Annotated in this window: 15 protein-coding genes and 1 pseudogene; 5 read left to right on the top strand and 11 right to left on the bottom strand. The window is 74.9% G+C overall.

The window, feature by feature from the left end; translation table 11 throughout:
• Positions 1–11 precede the first annotated feature (11 nt).
• From AB0F68_RS05755 to AB0F68_RS05745, 3 genes and pseudogenes are all read left to right on the top strand, one after another.
• Positions 12–779 (top strand): annotated as a pseudogene (locus tag AB0F68_RS05755) (DUF3152 domain-containing protein); the annotation flags it as partial.
• A gap of 66 nt (positions 780–845) precedes the next feature.
• Entirely contained in the window at positions 846–2,504 is a 1,659-nt protein-coding gene (locus tag AB0F68_RS05750) for an FAD-dependent oxidoreductase (RefSeq protein WP_357333340.1), read from the top strand.
• A gap of 55 nt (positions 2,505–2,559) precedes the next feature.
• Positions 2,560–3,984, top strand: a complete 1,425-nt coding sequence (locus AB0F68_RS05745) for an ATP-binding protein (RefSeq protein WP_357333192.1) — start codon at positions 2,560–2,562, stop codon at positions 3,982–3,984.
• A 10-nt stretch (positions 3,985–3,994) separates the two neighbouring features.
• On the opposite strand, the gene AB0F68_RS05740 is transcribed toward AB0F68_RS05745, so the two are convergent.
• The 8 genes from AB0F68_RS05740 to AB0F68_RS05705 all read right to left on the bottom strand — a co-directional run bounded on the left by AB0F68_RS05740 (position 3,995) and on the right by AB0F68_RS05705 (position 11,365).
• The gene (locus AB0F68_RS05740) at positions 3,995–4,822 is read right to left on the bottom strand and encodes a DUF72 domain-containing protein (RefSeq protein WP_357333339.1); all 828 of its coding nucleotides are present in this window, start codon (positions 4,820–4,822) and stop codon (positions 3,995–3,997) included.
• A 117-nt stretch (positions 4,823–4,939) separates the two neighbouring features.
• Positions 4,940–5,932: a GGDEF domain-containing protein gene (locus tag AB0F68_RS05735; protein WP_357333191.1), complete on the bottom strand. Its 993-nt coding sequence runs from the start codon at positions 5,930–5,932 to the stop codon at positions 4,940–4,942.
• A 266-nt stretch (positions 5,933–6,198) separates the two neighbouring features.
• Positions 6,199–6,357 (bottom strand): hypothetical protein, encoded by a 159-nt coding sequence (locus AB0F68_RS05730; RefSeq protein ID WP_357333190.1) that lies wholly within the window; start codon positions 6,355–6,357, stop codon positions 6,199–6,201.
• A gap of 87 nt (positions 6,358–6,444) precedes the next feature.
• Positions 6,445–6,948, bottom strand: coding sequence for a YetF domain-containing protein (locus AB0F68_RS05725; RefSeq protein WP_357333189.1), 504 nt, complete (start codon positions 6,946–6,948; stop codon positions 6,445–6,447).
• The gene (locus tag AB0F68_RS05720) at positions 6,945–7,985 is read right to left on the bottom strand and encodes an ATP-dependent DNA ligase (RefSeq protein ID WP_357333188.1); all 1,041 of its coding nucleotides are present in this window, start codon (positions 7,983–7,985) and stop codon (positions 6,945–6,947) included. Before AB0F68_RS05720 ends, AB0F68_RS05725 begins: the two co-directional genes overlap by 4 nt.
• Before the next feature lie 181 nt (positions 7,986–8,166).
• Positions 8,167–9,348 carry an erythromycin esterase family protein gene (locus AB0F68_RS05715; protein ID WP_357333338.1) on the bottom strand — a complete coding sequence of 394 codons (1,182 nt, stop codon included), beginning with the start codon at positions 9,346–9,348 and terminating at the stop codon, positions 8,167–8,169.
• A 170-nt stretch (positions 9,349–9,518) separates the two neighbouring features.
• A complete protein-coding gene (prfH, locus tag AB0F68_RS05710) occupies positions 9,519–10,196 on the bottom strand; it encodes a peptide chain release factor H (RefSeq protein ID WP_357333187.1) in 678 nt (225 codons plus the stop codon).
• On the bottom strand, positions 10,193–11,365 hold the full coding sequence (locus AB0F68_RS05705) for an RNA ligase RtcB family protein (RefSeq protein WP_357333186.1): 1,173 nt from the start codon (positions 11,363–11,365) through the stop codon (positions 10,193–10,195). Before AB0F68_RS05705 ends, prfH begins: the two co-directional genes overlap by 4 nt.
• Before the next feature lie 219 nt (positions 11,366–11,584).
• Between AB0F68_RS05705 and AB0F68_RS05700 the strand changes: the two genes are divergently transcribed.
• Positions 11,585–13,144 carry a SpoIIE family protein phosphatase gene (locus tag AB0F68_RS05700; RefSeq protein WP_357333185.1) on the top strand — a complete coding sequence of 520 codons (1,560 nt, stop codon included), beginning with the start codon at positions 11,585–11,587 and terminating at the stop codon, positions 13,142–13,144.
• 6 nt (positions 13,145–13,150) lie between these two features.
• Here the strand turns inward: AB0F68_RS05700 and AB0F68_RS05695 are convergent, their stop codons facing one another.
• Both AB0F68_RS05695 and AB0F68_RS05690 read right to left on the bottom strand, forming a co-directional pair.
• Positions 13,151–13,540: an ATP-binding protein gene (locus AB0F68_RS05695; protein WP_357333184.1), complete on the bottom strand. Its 390-nt coding sequence runs from the start codon at positions 13,538–13,540 to the stop codon at positions 13,151–13,153.
• Between the two features lie 30 nt (positions 13,541–13,570).
• Entirely contained in the window at positions 13,571–13,897 is a 327-nt protein-coding gene (locus AB0F68_RS05690; protein WP_357333183.1) for an STAS domain-containing protein, read from the bottom strand.
• Positions 13,898–14,049: 152 nt separating this feature from the next.
• Between AB0F68_RS05690 and AB0F68_RS05685 the strand changes: the two genes are divergently transcribed.
• Positions 14,050–14,808 carry a peptidylprolyl isomerase gene (locus AB0F68_RS05685; protein ID WP_357333182.1) on the top strand — a complete coding sequence of 253 codons (759 nt, stop codon included), beginning with the start codon at positions 14,050–14,052 and terminating at the stop codon, positions 14,806–14,808.
• Between the two features lie 59 nt (positions 14,809–14,867).
• On the opposite strand, the gene AB0F68_RS05680 is transcribed toward AB0F68_RS05685, so the two are convergent.
• On the bottom strand, positions 14,868–15,434 hold the full coding sequence (locus tag AB0F68_RS05680) for a snapalysin family zinc-dependent metalloprotease (protein ID WP_357333181.1): 567 nt from the start codon (positions 15,432–15,434) through the stop codon (positions 14,868–14,870).
• Positions 15,435–15,588: the final 154 nt, after the last annotated feature.

Here is a 15,588-nt window from a genome sequence, read left to right as displayed (position 1 = left end):
GGGAGACGGAGATGACGACGACCGTGGGCCGGGCTCGCGGCGGCGGGACGATGCTATGGCTGGCCGCGCTGCTGTCCGGCTGCGCGGCGCCCGCCGCCGGCCGGCCCGCCACCCCGTCCACCGGCCCGGCCGCCGCCGCGCCGGCGCCGGCGCCCGCCCGGCAACGGCCGGCCCCGATCGGCTATCCCGCGGACGGCGGCAACCAGTGGCGGTTCGCCACCCCCGGGCCGGCCACCCCGAGGGGTACGGGCCGACTGCTGCGCTACCGGGTCGCGGTGGAGCGCGACATCCGCGGGCTGCCCGCGGCCGACTTCGCCGCGGAGGTCACCCGGACGCTGGCCGACCCGCAGGGCTGGACCGCGGACGGGACGATCGCCCCGCGCCGGGTCGGGCGGGACCAGCCGGCCGACTTCACCGTCTACCTCGCCACCCCCGGCACCCGCGACGAGCTGTGCGGGGACGCGCCGGACGGTTACACCTCGTGTCGCTCCGGTGACCGGGTGGTGCTCAACGTCGCCCGCTGGGTCGAGGGCGTGCCGGGCTACGGGGCGAGCCTCGCCACCTACCGCCGGTACATGGTCAACCACGAGGTCGGCCACCGGCTCGGCCACGGGCACGAACGGTGCCCGGGGCGGGGCCGGCCGGCGCCGGTGATGCAGCAGCAGACCCTCGGCCTGCACGGCTGCACGCCGAACGCGCTGCCGTACCCGCACGGCCGGCGGTACGCGGGACCGCCCGGGGCGTACGCCGATCCGGTGCCGCCCCGGGAGCGGGGCCGGCCGACTGAGCCGGGCGGGGACGGCGCGTGGTGGGGGTCGACGGGCGATGGTGCTTTAGTAGACGCCATGCCCAACCCCGCGATCCTCACCGTCGACGACGACCCGGCCGTCTCCCGGGCGGTCGCCCGCGACATCCGGCGCCGCTACGGCGACCGCTACCGCGTCGTGCGGGCCGACTCCGCCGAGGCGGCGCTGGAGGCGCTCCGCGAGCTGAAGCTCCGGGGCGAGCAGGTGGCGGTGCTGATCGCCGACTACCGGATGCCGCAGATGAACGGCATCGAGTTCCTCGAGGCCGCCATGGACCTCTTCCCCACGGCGCGCCGGGTCCTGCTCACCGCGTACGCCGACACCGACGCCGCGATCAACGCGATCAACGTGGTCGACCTCGACCACTACCTGCTCAAGCCGTGGCACCCGCCGGAGGAGAAGCTCTATCCGGTGCTGGACCAGCTGCTGGAGGCGTGGACGGCCGGCGCGGCCACCGCCACGGCCGAGCTGCGCGTGGTCGGGCACCGCTGGTCGGCCCCGTCGTTCGCCGCGCGCGACTTCCTGGCCCGCAACCTGGTGCCGTTCCGCTGGGTGCCGGCCGACGAGCCGGAGGGCGCCGAGCTGCTGGCGGCGGCAGGGGTGACCGCGAACGACGTACCCCTGGTCGTGACGGCCGACGGCAAGTCGCTGGTGCAGCCGACGACGGCCGACCTGGCCGCGCAGGTCGGGCTGACCACGACGCCGGCCGCCGACTTCTACGACCTGGTGGTGGTCGGTGCCGGCCCGGCCGGGCTGGGCGCCGCCGTCTACGGGGCCTCGGAGGGGCTGCGGACGGTGCTGATCGAGCGGCGGGCCACCGGTGGCCAGGCCGGGCAGAGCAGCCGGATCGAGAACTACCTCGGATTCCCGGACGGGGTCTCCGGCGCCCAGCTGACCGACCGGGCCCGCCGGCAGGCGTTGCGGTTCGGCGCCGAGTTGCTCAGCGCCCGTGAGGTGGTGTCCCTGGAGGACGCCGGGGCGGCGCGGGTGCTGCGGTTCGCCGACGGCAGCAGCGTCGCCGCGCACACGGTCGTGCTCGCGACGGGCGTGTCCTACCGGATGCTGCCCGCGCCGGGGCTGGCCGAGCTGACCGGCCGGGGCTGCTTCTACGGCTCGGTGGCGAGCGAGGCGCCGAGCTGCTCGGGGCAGGACGTCTACATCGTGGGCGGGGCGAACTCGGCCGGGCAGGCCGCCGTGCACTTCTCCCGGTACGCCCGCCGGGTCCACCTGCTGATCCGCGGGGCCGACCTGACCCACTCGATGTCCAGCTACCTGATCGAGCAGATCGCCCGGATCGACACCATCGAGGTCCACCCGCACACCGAGGTGGTCGGCGGGGCCGGGCAGGAGCACCTGGAGCAGGTGACCCTGCGCGACACCCGCACCGGCGAGACCCGGTGCGTCGACACCTCGTGGCTGTTCGTGTTCATCGGCGCGGAGCCGTACACCGACTGGCTCGACGGCGCCGTCGCCCGGGACGGCCGTGGGTTCGTGCTCACCGGGCCGGACCTGACCCGCGGGGGCCGCCGGCCGGCCGGGTGGGCGCTGCCCCGCGACCCGTACCACCTGGAGTCGAGCATGCCCGGCGTCTTCGCCGCCGGTGATGTGCGGGCCGAATCGGTGAAACGGGTGGCCTCGGCCGTCGGCGAGGGCGCGATGGCGGTCTCGCTCGTGCACCGCTACCTGGAGGCACAGTGAGCGCGAGGAGTGAGCCGGGTTTGCGAGCCCCGCAGTCGCGAACCAGGGAGGCACAGTGACCACCGAACCCGACCGGCTCACCCCGGACGACCTGCGGCGCCTCTTCCTCTTCGAGTCGCTCAGCCCGGAGCAGCTCGCGCACCTGGCCGAGCACGGCCGGGTGGAGCGGCGCGCCGCCGGCGAGGCGGTCTACGTCGAGGGCGAGCCGGCGAGTTGCTTCTACGTGCTGCTCGACGGCACCGTGACCCTGCACCGCCGGGTCCAGGGCGACGAGGTGGAGATCAGCCGGACCAGCCAGCCCGGCGTCTACGGCGGCGCCATGCAGGCGTACGTGGGCGACCTGGCCGAGCAGCGCTACCTGAACAGCCTCTTCGCGGTGACCGACTGCGCCGTCTTCGCGCTCCCCGCCCAGATCATCGCCGACGCGATGCGCAGCTGGTTCCCGATGGCCACCCACCTGCTGGAGGGGCTGTTCATCGGGATGCGCAACAGCCAGACGATCGTCGGCGAGCGGGAACGGCTGCTGGCCCTGGGCGCCCTGTCGGCCGGGCTCACCCACGAACTCAACAACCCGGCCGCGGCCGCCGTGCGGGCCACCTCGGCGCTGCGCGGCCGGGTCGCCAAGATGCGGCACAAGCTCGCCATGATCGCCGACGGCCGGCTCGACGGCCGGCGCCTGCACGATCTCGTGGCGTTGCAGGAGGAGGCGGTGAAGCGGGCCGCCGCCGCGCCCCAGCTCAGCCCACTGGCGGCCAGCGACGCCGAGGACGAGCTGGCCGACTGGCTCGACGACCGTGGCGTCCGGGGCGCCTGGGAGCTGGCCCCGACGCTGATCGCCGGGGGCATCGACAGCGGGTGGCTGAGCCAGGTCGACGCCGCGGTCGGCGCCGACGACCTGGAGTCGGCGATCCACTGGATCACCTACAGCATCGACACCGAACTGCTGATGGGCGAGATCGACGACGCCGTCACCCGGGTCTCCGGGCTGGTCGGCGCCGCGAAGCAGTACTCCCAGCTGGACCGGGCGCCCTACCAGACGGTGGACGTGCACGACCTGCTCGACGCCACCCTGGTCATGCTCCAGGCGAAGATCCCGCCCGGCGTGCGGGTGGTGAAGGAGTACGACCAGGCCCTGCCGCCGGTTCCCGCGTACGCCGCCGAGCTGAATCAGGTCTGGACCAACCTCATCGACAACGCGCTCGGTGCGATGGCCGACGGCGGCACGCTGACCATCCGGACCGGCCGCAAGGAGGACCGGTTGATCGTGGAGGTCCGCGACACCGGCACCGGCATCCCGCCGGAGATCCGGCCGCGCATCTTCGAGCCGTTCTTCACCACGAAGCCGGTCGGCGAGGGGACCGGCCTCGGGCTGGACATCTCCTACCGGATCGTGGTCAACAAGCACCACGGGGACATCCGGGTGCAGTCCGAGCCGGGCGACACCCGGTTCGTCGTGCTGCTGCCGCTGACGCCGGCCTGATCCGGTCGCGTCAGAACAGCGTCGACGGGGCGACCGGCGCCGGCTCGGGCAGCGGCGCGACCTCGGGCAGGCGGGCCCGGACCTGGTCGTGGAAGCGGCGGGCGAGGTCCAGCGCGTCGGCGTTGTCCGGGGTGTGCACGAACACGGTCGGCGAACGGCCCTCGCGCAGCCAGCCGGTCACCACGTCCAGCCACGGCTGCCAGCCCTCGACCGTCCGCGCCGGGTCGTCCCGGCCGAGGTAGCGGACGATCGGCCGGTCGGTCAGCGCGCGGATCCGCAGCGGGGTGCGTGGCTTCTTCAGCCACGCCTCCCGCTCCGCGTCGCTGGTCGGCGGGGTGCGGAAGAACGCGGTGGTGTCGAACGGGATCCACTCCGCGCCGACCCGGGCGAGCGTGTCCTCCAGGGCGCGTACCGCGCCGGGGTCGGTGAAGAACGCGGGGTGGCGGACCTCGACGGCGTACCGGTGAGTGGTGGACAGCCCGCGCAGGAAGCGGGCCAGCACGGGCACGTCGCCGGGGCCGAACGAGCCCGGCAGCTGGATCCAGAGGGCGTGCGCCCGCGGGCCGAGGGGCTCGACGGCGTCCAGGAAGGCCCGCAGCTCCGCGTCGGCGCCGGTGAGCCGGCGTTCGTGCGTGACGACCTTCGGCAGCTTGGGCACGAAGCGGAAACCGGGGTCGGTCTGCCCGGCCCAGGACGCCACCGTCTCCCGGGTCGGGGTCGCGTAGAAGGTGGTGTTCCCCTCGACCGCGGTGCACCACTCGGCGTAGGCGCGCAGCCGCTCGTGGGCCGGCAGCGGGTGCGCCAGAAACCGCCCCTGCCAGGCCCGGTGCGTCCACATGGCGCAGCCCACGTGCAGGTGCATCCGACCCCTCCCACCGTTCGACCGCCCGGCGCGGCCCCGCGCGCGCCGGGGCCACGGTATCCGGGCCGGGCCGCTACCGCCGGGTCCGCCCGGTCAGCCGCGACCGGTGCCGTCCGCGAGCAGCGGGCCGGCGGTTCGGCGGCGTTGCTGCTTCACGAGGTAGAGCCGCTGGTCGGCGACGTGCAGCAGCCGGTCGAGGCTGTCGCCGTCGTAGGGGGCGGTGGCCGAGCCGACGCTGACGCCGGCCAGCGTACGCACCGCCGCCTCGATCCGGGCCGCCGCGGCCCGTGCCGACTCCCGGTCCGCGTCGCTCAGCACCACCACGAACTCGTCGCCGCCGAGCCGGGCGATGGCGTCCTCGGCCCGCAGCACGTCCCGGGTCACCGCCACCACCCGGCGGAGCAGGTCGTCGCCGGCGGCGTGCCCGAGGCGGTCGTTCACCAGCTTGAAGTCGTCCAGGTCGAGGCAGAGCAGGGAGGGGCCGGGGCGGCAGCCGGCGTGGAACAGGAACGTCGCCAGCTCGGCCAGGCCGCGCCGGTTCAACGCGCCGGTGAGCGGGTCGAGGGACGCCAGGGCCCGTAGCTGGGACCGCTGCCGGGCGAGGGTGCGCGTCTGCGTGGAGCAGACCGAGGCCAGGATCAGCATGCCGGCCAGGTAGACGAACACGTGACCGGCGGGCGCCGGCGGACCGGCGACGGCGACGACGACGTACGACCCGAGGGTGAGCGCCTCCAGCCCCCACATCAGCCTCGGGTGCGGGGTGTAGCCGGCGACGAAAACGGCCGTGGTGACGAAACCAAGCGCCGCCGGCGAGGTGACGCCGCCGTCCCAGTACGCGCCGAGCGCCGCGGCCACCAGCGTGATCATCAGGAGGGTGAACGAGACCCGGTAGCCGGACGCCTTGGTGGTCACCCGGGTCGCCGCCCACGAACCCGCGACGCCCGCCGCCAGGCCGAAGCAGTATCCCGTGAGCATCAGCGGCCGGTTCGGCCCGGCGAGGGACAGGAGGCAGTAGACGACGGCGACGGCGTGCGAGACGGCGTGCAGGGCTGCGCTGACCAGCGTGCGGCGGCGGCGCTCCCTCATCCCACTGTCCACCGTGCCCCCGACCCTCGGTCGAGCGCGCCGGTGCGGGCACGACGTCGTTCAGCCGGCGCGATCGCGCCGACCGCCGGTGTGGACGCCACTCGGATGAGGCAGCTCACCACGTCGAAATTCAATGGCGCGTATCAACCGGCAGTCAAGAGAGGAGTCGTTAACCATCTGTTCATATCACCGTGGGGAATGCCCAGGTCACGATGAGCTGACGGTGGCGCCGGCACCGATGGGCGCCGACGCCGAACCGTGCCTGGTCACCGCCTGGCGTTCTGCTTGGCCATCTCCGGCTTTTCGCCCTTGCCGACCCGGCGCAGCGCGTCGCGCAGCTGGGATTCGGACATCTTGGAGTTCCCCTCGATGCCCGCGTTGTGGGCCTGCTGCCGCATCTCGTGCAACCGATCGCGGTCACCCATGTCGAGCTCCCCTCGTGGGTATGGCGCGGGCGGCTCCGCGCGCCACTTCCCACCTCGCGTTCCCGAGCGGGCCGGGAGCAAACTGGCTCAGCTCCGACGGGACCGGCCGCCCGCACGGGTGATCACGCTGAACTGGCCCTGAGACTCCATCCGGACCTCCTTGACGTCGGTGAGGTCCTCGACGCCCTGCTGACGGAGCTGGCTGTACAGCTCCTCCTCGGTGATCAGCTCGCGGCGCATGTTGCGGCGCAGCATGCGGCCGTCGCGAACCAGCACCAGGGAGCCCGGCTGGATGATCCGGGCGACGGCGGGCCAGCGGTACGACAGCAGATCGAGCAGGTACGCCCATCCGATGATCACGGCGACCAGCAGCACGCCGTCCGTGATCGAGGTGTAGCCGTCCGACATGCCGTTCTGCGCGGCGTCGGCGATCAGCACGATGACCAGCAGGTCGGTGACGCCGGTGCTGCCGCTCTCCCGCTTCAGCAGCACCCGCAGGAGGAAGAACAGCGCCAGGTAGATCACGCTGCCCCGCACCACGATCTCCCACAGGGGTGTGTCGGGGACGAACAGCTTCTGCCAGTCGCTCACCCGGTGCGCCTACCCGGGCGGTCCGCGGCTACACGGCCGGGGCCACCGCCCAGCGCCTCCGGCCCGTCGGTCAGCACGGGCAGGTCGTCGGGGGCCAGGTCGAGCCGGGGCCGCAGGTGCCGGACGCGGTGCCGCCAGCGCCCGTGCTCGTACGCCGTGTCGGCCTCCACCTCGACGACGAGGTCCTGGCGCACCGGCGTGTACGGCAGCGGCGGCGCCGGGTTCAGCTGGCCGGTCCACCCGCCGGGCAGCGGCTGGGGCCACGGGTGCTCCGGCGCGGTGGTGGGCCGGAGCAGCCCGGCCAGTTCGCGGCGCTGCTGCCGGTGCAGCGGGTGGGTGCGTCCCAGGTAGCGCAGGCGGCCCCGGTCGTCGCACCGTCCGACGAGGAGGGTGTCCGGGTCGGTCACCGGGCCGGTGATCCCGCCGACGAGGGTCTCCACGGTGCGGTGGGCGCGCAGCTTCTGCCAGCCCCGCCGCCCCGGCTCGTACCGGCCGTCGCACCGCTTGACCACGATTCCCTCGACACCGGCGTCGGTCCAGGTCCGGAGCCACTCCCGGGCCTCGGCCGGGTCCCCGGTCTGCGGGCAGAGGACGAGTCCCGCGGGCGCGTCGCTGAGCAGTCCCGTCAGCCGGTGCCGCCGCTCGGCCAGCGGGAGGTCGAGCAGCGGCTCCCCGTCCGGGGAGCTGAGGAGGTCGAAGGCCACGAAGTGCGCGGGATGGCGGTCCGCCAGCGCGGCCAGCCGACGCCCGGCGGTCACCCGCTGCTGGAGCAGGGCGAAGTCGGTGCGGCCCTCGGCCCAGACGATCAGCTCGCCGTCGAGCACCGTGCCGGCGGGCAGGGACCGCAGCGTCGCGGTGACGTCGGGGAAGTAGCCGGTGAGGTCCCGGCCGGCCCGGGACTGCAGGTGCACCCCGTCCGCGTCGCGGAACGCCAGGGTCCGCCAGCCGTCCCACTTCGGCTCGTACGCCAGCTGCCGGCCGGTGGGAAGGTCCGCCACCGGCGCGGCGAGCATCGGGCTGAGCGGTGGACGCAGCATGGGGTCTCCGTGGCGCGGCTCCGGCCCCGGCGGTCGGCCCGGGCGAGGGGCCCGTACGGACCCCCGGTCGGCTCCGGCGCGGTTACCCGGGCGGCGGCCCGGCGAACGTCCGGCGCGGCCGGCGGGCCCACCTCACCGGACGGCCCGGGACGGCCCGGCCGGAACCACCCGCTGCGGCGGATCAGACGCCGGACGGCCAGCTCTCGGGCTCGGCGGGCACCGGCCGGGTGGGCAGCGGCCGGACCGCCCGGGAGGTGTCGAACCAGCAGAAGGCGTCGTAGCGCTCCCCGAGCACGGTGGGCACGTAGTTGCCCCGGCTCTCGGGCTGCGGACGGTAGACCACGCCGATGGCCCGGTGGTCGATCTCGTGAGCCAGCAGGTCGGGCCGCTCGTCGCGGGGGAAGACCAGCAGCGCCCGGTCCGGCGCGGCGGCGTGCAGGGCCTCCTCCAGCGAGTGCCGGTGCGCCGGCGGCACGGTCATCGTCTCCATCGGCGCACCCCAGGCGGCGCCGGCCGTCACCGTGCCCGCGTGGGTGCCGAATCCCACCAGCACCACATGGTCCGGGCCGTACCGCTCACGGGCCAGTTGGCCGATGTTCACCTCGCCCGCGTCCGTCATGTCGGTGGCCCGGGCGTCGCCCACGTGCGTGTTGTGCGCCCAGACCACCGCCCGGGCACCCGCGCCGTAGTGGTCCAGGAGCCGGTCGAGGGTGTCGTCCATGTGCCGGTCGCGGACGTTCCACGACTCCCGTCCACCCCTGACCATCGCCCGGTAGTAGCGCTCGGCGCCGGCCACCACCTCGGCGTTCTGCCAGGTGCCGAATCGGCCCGGCCCGTCGGCGGCGGCCCGCTCCCGGAGCCCGGCCAGCAGCGCGACCACCTCGTCCTCGCAGCGGTGCGGGACGAGACGGGTGGCGAGCGCGTACTGCTGCGGGTCCTCGTCGTACGGCTCGAAGCAGCGGTACGCCGCCAGCGCGGCCGGCACCTGGTCGGGGTCGTGCTCCCGCAGCCAGGTGAGGATCTCGCGGAGCGATTCCCAGAGCGAGTAGACGTCCAGGCCGTGGAACCCGACCCGGTCGGCCTCGTCCACCCGCGCGTTGTGGTCGCGCAGCCAGCGGGTGAAGTCGGCGACCTCCTCGTTCGCCCACATCCAGGTCGGCCACCGCTCGAACGCCGCGAGGGCCGCGCGCGGGTCGGCCGGGGCGTCGGGGCGGCGGCGGACGCTGCGGTCCACCCGGTCGCAGTCGGGCCAGTCGCCCTCCACGGCGACGAACGAGAAGCCCCGCTCCTCGACGAGCCGGCGGGTGATGGCCGCCCGCCAGGTGTAGAACTCGTGCGTGCCGTGGGTGGCCTCGCCGAGCATCACCACCCGGGCGTCGCCGACCCGCTCCAGCAGCGCGTCCAGGCTGCCCGGGTCGGTCAGCGGCGTCGCCAGCGCGGTCACCTCGTCGTCGTAGCGTCCCATCCCGGCGCGGTACCCGCTGCCGCGGTCGCCATGCCGCCCGAGGGGGAGCGGGACCGGCGTCGGCGGCGCTACCGCACGGCCCGGGGCCGGGTGCCCCGCCCTCGTCGCCGAGGGGCCACCGGCTCCGGCCCGGACTGTTCCGGGCGTTCGACCCGGGTCGGGTTGCCGCGGACCAGTTCGTCGTGGACCCGCCACCGGTCGACGGTGAGGGCGCGGCGGGCCGCCTCGTCGGCCTGCTCGATCCGCCGGCGCAGCAGCTCGACGGCGATCCGGCGGTTCAGGCTGAACTGCCGCTCGGTGTCGACCACGACCACGCTGCCCGAGGGGCGGTGGGTGGCCCGGACCGCCGTACTGGCCTTGTTCCGGTGCTGGCCGCCCGGTCCGCCGGTGCGCACGCCCACCACCTCGACGTCCGCTTCGCTGAACGTCGAGGCCGGGACGTCGACCCGGCACGGCCGGGCGGTGACGTACCAGTTCTTGCGCCCGCTGCCGGCCCGGTACGGGCTGGGCGCCTGCCAGCACAGGGTGCCGGTCCAGCCGGCGGCGAACGCCGCGGCGTCGGCGCCGGAGATCCGCACCAGCACCGACCGGTAGGTGCCGGGCCGGTCACCGGGCACGGTCTCGACCCGGCGCGTGGTCAGACCCCGCCCGGCGGCGTCGGCCTCCAGGCGGGGCAGCAGTCGGCCCAGCGCCCAGGCGCACTCCCGCGGGCCCCGCCCGGCGGAGACGAGCAGGTGGACGCTCACGGCCGGCCCCGCCCGCGGCGGTCGTCCCGACGCCCCGCCCGGGTGCCGAGGTCGGGAGTCTTGTAGGTGACCAGCGGGACGGTGGTGGCCACCGGGGTGGCCAGGTCGTGCGCGACCAGGTCACCGATCACCTGCTCGATGCGCTTGTAGGCGGTGGGCGCCTCCTCGAAGAGCAACTGACGGTCGCCGCACACCACGACCGAGCCCAGCGGGGTGCGCCGCAGCTCCTCGACGGTGTGCTTCGCCCGGCCGCGGCGCAGCGCGTCCGCACGGGACATCTTCCGGCCCGCGCCGTGCGCCACCGAATGGTTGGCCGCCGGCCCGGCGTGCGCGGCCACCAGATAGGAGAGCGTGCCCCGGGTGCCGGCGACGAGCACGTCCCGGCCGTCACCCGGTGCCGCGCCCTTGCGGTGCAGGTACTGGCCGTCGCGGACCTCGACCAGGTTGTGGCACTGGTCGACGATCGGTGCGGTGGGCTCCGCCCCGAGGGCGTGCGCGACTCGGGCGGCCAGCAGCCGCCGGTTGAGCGAGCCCCAGCGTACGGCGGCGTCGTGCCGGGCCAGGTAGGCGGCCGGATCGGGGGCGGGGCCGGCGCCGTGCAGTTCGGTGTGTGCCCGCAGGATCTGCTCGCCCAGCCCGCGCGAGCCGCTGTGCACCACGAGGACCAGGTCGCCGGCGTCGAGCCCGAGCCGGCTGGCGTGGTCCGGCGCGACCACGGTCCCGATCCGGGCCAGCTCGACGAAGTGGTTGCCCCGGCCGACCGTCCCGAGGCCCTCGAGGTGGCCGGCGGGGATCTCGCCGGCCACCACGGCCCAGGCCGGGTCGTCGGCGTCCCGCTCCGGGTCCAGCGCCCGGTCCAGGTCCGGGAACCGGGCGGCGAGCCGCTCGGGTACGGCGCGCCGTAGCGCGAGGGGGAACACGGCGATGCCGCAGCCGATGTCGGAGCCGACCAGGAACGGGTAGAGCACCGTCGACGCCATGGCGGCGCCGATCGGGGCGCCCTTGCCCGGGTGCAGGTCGGGCATGCCGGCGACGTGGACCATGCCGGGGAGGTCGGCGACCTGGCGGCACTGGTCGACGGCGGCGGACTCGATCCAGCTGCCGGGGGAGGCGAAGACGGAGACGGTGGCCGGCGGCAGGGACTCCCGCCGGGAGGGGTGCACGGACAAGGACGCTCGTTTCTCGCGAAGGAGGCAAGGGCGGACGGCAGGGCGGCGCGGTCGGTGCGGCGCGGCCCTCAGGAGCTTCTGGTGCGGTCCGTCAGAACGTCATGGGCAACACCCTCCCGAAGTCCACGATGGGCGGCAACCGACTTTCCGCCGATCCGCTCCCGGCGACGGCCGCCGGCGGGTCCGCCGCGCCGTACCGGGGATGGCTAGGCTGCCGGCATGGCAGACGAGGCCGTGCCGGACGCGCCCGCCGACGTGGCGTCCCCGTCGGCCGCCGACCCGATGGTGGCGGCGATCCGGCAGGTGCTGGCGGTGATCCCGGCGGGCTGCACCTGGTTGCTGCCGGTACGGGCTCCGGACGGCGCGGTCGTCGACTTCCTGGTGGCCGCCGCCAGCGCGGAGGGGCGCGACGTCCACGGCCGGGGCGCCGGGCGCGTGGGGCAACTGCTCAGCACGTTGTATCCCGGCATGGTCGCCGGCCCGCTGTGGCAGGCGTACCAGGAGGCGCTGGCCACCGGGGAGCCCGCCCACCTGCCCGACTTCCGGTACACCGGTCACGGCGCGGGCGTCGTCGCCGACTCCGTCTTCGACGTGAGCGTGTACCGGGTGCTGGGCGGCCTGCTGGTCTGGTGGGAGCGGCTGGACGAGAACCGGCGCCGGCTGGCGCGTACCGAGCTGCTGGGCAGCCTCGGCTGGGCGGAGTACGACCTGGTCACCGGCCGCAGCGAGTGGTCCCCGGGGATGTACCGCATCTTCGAGCGCGATCCGGCGCTGGGGCCGATGTCCCGGGCCGAGCAGTCCGCCGCGCTCCTCCCCGACGACCAGGGCCTGCGCGAGGCGGCCTGGCAGACGCTGGACAGCGGCGCCGCGTCCGACGTCACGGTGCGGTTCCGCGCGGGCGGGACCGTCAAGTACCTGCGGGTCCTGTCGGACGCGGCCCGCGACGAGGGCGGCGCGCCGGTGAAGGTCTACGCGGTGGTCCAGGACGTGACCGCCCGGGAGGACTCCCGCAGCGCCATCCAGCAGCTCAGTGACCGGCTGCGCACCCGGGAGACGACGGCGCTGGCCGAGCACCGCCTCGCCGCCCAGCTCCAGAACCTCATCCAACCGGTGCCGCGCGAGCCGGTGCAGCTGGCCGGCCTCGAGGTGCTGGTCGGCTACCAGCCGGCGGAGAGCGCGCTGCGGGTCGGTGGCGACTGGTACCACGCCGAGACACTGCCGGACGGATCGGTGGTCCTGGCGGTCGGCGACGTCGCGGGGCACGGGCTGGAGGCGGCCAGCGGGATGGCCCACCTGCGCTTCGGGCTGGTCGCGTGGCTCTCGATCGGCCTTCGCGACCCGGCGGCGCTGCTCAGTCACATGAACCGGCTCTGCGGCCAGCTCGCCATCACCGGCACCGCCGTGATTGCCGGTTTCGACCCGGCGACCCGGCGACTGACCTGGGCGCGGGCCGGGCACCCGGTGCCGCTGCTGTCCCGGGCGGGCGGGACCGGCGACCTCGGCCGGCCCGTCGGAATGCTGCTGGGCGCCGACCCCGCCACCTGCTACCCGGTGGTCACCACCGAGCTGCGCGGCGACGACGTGCTGCTCCTCTACACCGACGGGCTGGTGGAACGCCGCGCCGGGAACCCGGAGCACGAGTTGACGGCGGTGCGGTCGGCCCTGTCGGAGTTCTCCGGTCAGCCGGGGGCGCGACCGCTGGCCCGGCTGCGCCACGCGCTGCACCGGCCCAGCCCGTACGACGACACCTGCACCCTCGCCGTCCGCGTGCTGCCCTGACCGTCCTCAGAGGTCGAACCGGACGCGCACCACCGTCCCCGCCGGACCCGGCCGGACGTCGACCTCGTCGCAGAACGTCGCCACAATGGCCAGCCCCCGGCCCCGGACGGCCTCGGCCGCCGGCATCGGGCCGGCCACCGGACGCGGTCCGCCCTGGTCCACGACGTCGCAGCACAGCTGCCCGGCCTCGACCCACACCCGGACGGAGCCGCCCGCCTCGGTGTGCTGGAGCGTGTTGGTGGTCAGCTCGCTCACCACCAGCGCGAGCAGAGCCACCCGGGCGGCGGCCAGCCCGCCGGCCAGCGCGCGGGCCGAGACGAACGCCCGGACGGCGGCCAGGTCCGCCGCGCGCAGGTAGGGCATGGTGTCGGGTGGAACGGCGAGGTGGTCAGTCACGGGACCGCTCCCGCGCGTCGGGCGCCGCGGTCATGAGCCGGCCCCGTCCCCGGGGTGCCGGAGCAGGTCGCCGACGCCGGTCAGCTCCAGCAGGGCGGCCACCGCGCCGGTGGCGTTGACCAGGTAGAGCCGGCCGTCCGCCGCCCGGGCCCGTTGGTGCGCGGCCACCAGGGCATGGATGCCGGTGGAGTCGAGGAACTCGACCGCGGCCAGGTCGACCACCACCACGGGCGCGGCGTCCACGGCGGCCAGCAGGGTGCCGGTCAGCCGCTCCCGGGCGGCGAGATCGCACTCGCCGGCCAGCCGGATCATCGTCCGTCCCGGCTCGCGGGAGGTCCTCGCCTGGAAGGACGCCATGGGCAGCCCACACTTTCTCACCTGGAGCACCGGCCTGGTGGCGCCATCATGTCACCTTGCGGGGCGCACGACGGGAACGTGCGCATCGACATCCGGTCACCGCATCCATAGACTCCGGTCTTTCTGGTACCACGAGTCCAGGGAGGACCCACGTGCCGAGCGAAACCCGACCGCACGCCGCACCGCCGCTGCTGGCCCGCCTCGCCGGGGTGGCGATGATCGCCGCCGCGCTGGTCGCCGCCGGCGGCGCCGCCGCGACCGCGGCGCCCGCCGCCGAGCCGGCGCCGACGAAGGGCCCGTGCGCGTACACGCCGACGCCGGACGAGCCGGCCGCCCGGCCGGTGCCGCTGCCGCCGGACCCCCGCCACACGCCCGACCGGGGTACGGTTCGGGTCACGCTGCGGACCAACCAGGGCCCGATCGGGCTGACCCTGGACCGCGAGCAGGCGCCGTGCACCGTGCAGAGCTTCCTGCACCTGGCCCGGCACCGGTTCTACGACCGGACCCCCTGCCACCGGCTCACCGCGTACCCGACGCTGAAGGTGCTCCAGTGCGGCGACCCGTCCGGCACCGGCGAGGGCGGCCCGGGCTACCGGTACGCCGACGAGCTGCCCACCGATCTGCCCCCGGCGCCGACCGACCCGACCGGGGTCCGCCGCCTCTACGCCCGGGGCACCCTGGCCATGGCCAACGCCGGTCCGGACACCAACGGCAGCCAGTTCTTCCTGGTGCAGTCCGACTCGGCGCTGCGCCCCAACTACACCGTCTTCGGCACGATCGACGAGGCCGGGCTGGCCACCCTGGACCGGATCGCGGCCGGCGGGATCGCCGCCACGCCGGAGGACCCGGCGCCGGTCGACGGCGCACCGGCCCTGCCGGTGGAGATCTGCCGGGCCACCCGGGGCCGCTGACGCGCACCGGCCGGGCCGGCGTCTCCGCCGGCCCGGCCGGGCGTCGTCGTTCGCGCCGGTCAGCGCTGGGCGCCCGCCGTGACGGGGGCCGGCCAGCTGCCGGTGAAGACCTGCGGCGTCGTCGCGCTGCGGGCGGCGAAGCCGAACAGCGAGTCGACCCGGGCGGCCTCGGTCGAGCTCGGGTACGGGTTGGTGCAGCTGGTGCCGGCGCTGCCGCCCGACATCAGGATGGCGCAGTTGCCGTTGTAGTTGTCCGGCAGGCCGAGGATGTGCCCGATCTCGTGGGTCATGATGCGCAGCGGCGAATACTGCTGCGCCTGGTAGTAGTCGATGACGACGCGGCCGTTGCCGAGGCTCGTGCGCTGGGCGTACGAGCCGCCGCCGTAGGTGTAGTAGATCATCAGGTTCGACCCGCACTGCGCCATGTTGATGTTGTTCGTGGCGTTGTTCCAGATCGAGGCGGCCTGGACGGCGTAGCTGGCGAACGGCCCGGCCTGGCTGGTGTTGTAGCAGACGTTGCGGACGGCGGCGGCGGCCGGTGCCGCGTCGACGGTGACGGCGCCCAGCGCGGCCAGCGCCGCGGTGGCGACGGTGGCGAGGAACCGGGTGACCTTGGGCAGACGCATCGCTCACTCTCCTTGTGGGACGGGGTCGAGCGGGGACCGGCTCAGCTTAAGTATTTAGATACATCGATATCAAGCGCTGCCGGCGACCTGGCGCTCCCGGCGTCGACTGCCTACCGTGTGCCGTGACGGACGGAACGTGGCCGGGCTGAGGGGA

Origin of the sequence: Micromonospora sp. NPDC023966, assembly GCF_040639095.1 — a bacterium.
Taxonomy (GTDB): domain Bacteria; phylum Actinomycetota; class Actinomycetes; order Mycobacteriales; family Micromonosporaceae; genus Micromonospora.
Note: the sequence above shows the minus strand (reverse complement) of the source record. Positions and strands in the feature narration are given on the sequence as shown.

What these genes read in the sequence shown, in the direction of transcription:
- AB0F68_RS05750 (WP_357333340.1), top strand. Translation starts at nt 846, where the DNA reads ATGCCCAACCCCGCGATCCTCACCGTCGACGACGACCCGGCCGTCTCC.
- AB0F68_RS05740 (WP_357333339.1), bottom strand. Translation starts at nt 4,822, where the DNA reads ATGTGGACGCACCGGGCCTGGCAGGGGCGGTTTCTGGCGCACCCGCTG.
- AB0F68_RS05735 (WP_357333191.1), bottom strand. Translation starts at nt 5,932, where the DNA reads ATGAGGGAGCGCCGCCGCCGCACGCTGGTCAGCGCAGCCCTGCACGCC.
- AB0F68_RS05730 (WP_357333190.1), bottom strand. Translation starts at nt 6,357, where the DNA reads ATGGGTGACCGCGATCGGTTGCACGAGATGCGGCAGCAGGCCCACAAC.
- AB0F68_RS05720 (WP_357333188.1), bottom strand. Translation starts at nt 7,985, where the DNA reads ATGCTGCGTCCACCGCTCAGCCCGATGCTCGCCGCGCCGGTGGCGGAC.
- AB0F68_RS05715 (WP_357333338.1), bottom strand. Translation starts at nt 9,348, where the DNA reads ATGCTCGGCGAGGCCACCCACGGCACGCACGAGTTCTACACCTGGCGG.
- AB0F68_RS05700 (WP_357333185.1), top strand. Translation starts at nt 11,585, where the DNA reads ATGGCAGACGAGGCCGTGCCGGACGCGCCCGCCGACGTGGCGTCCCCG.
- AB0F68_RS05690 (WP_357333183.1), bottom strand. Translation starts at nt 13,897, where the DNA reads ATGGCGTCCTTCCAGGCGAGGACCTCCCGCGAGCCGGGACGGACGATG.
- AB0F68_RS05680 (WP_357333181.1), bottom strand. Translation starts at nt 15,434, where the DNA reads ATGCGTCTGCCCAAGGTCACCCGGTTCCTCGCCACCGTCGCCACCGCG.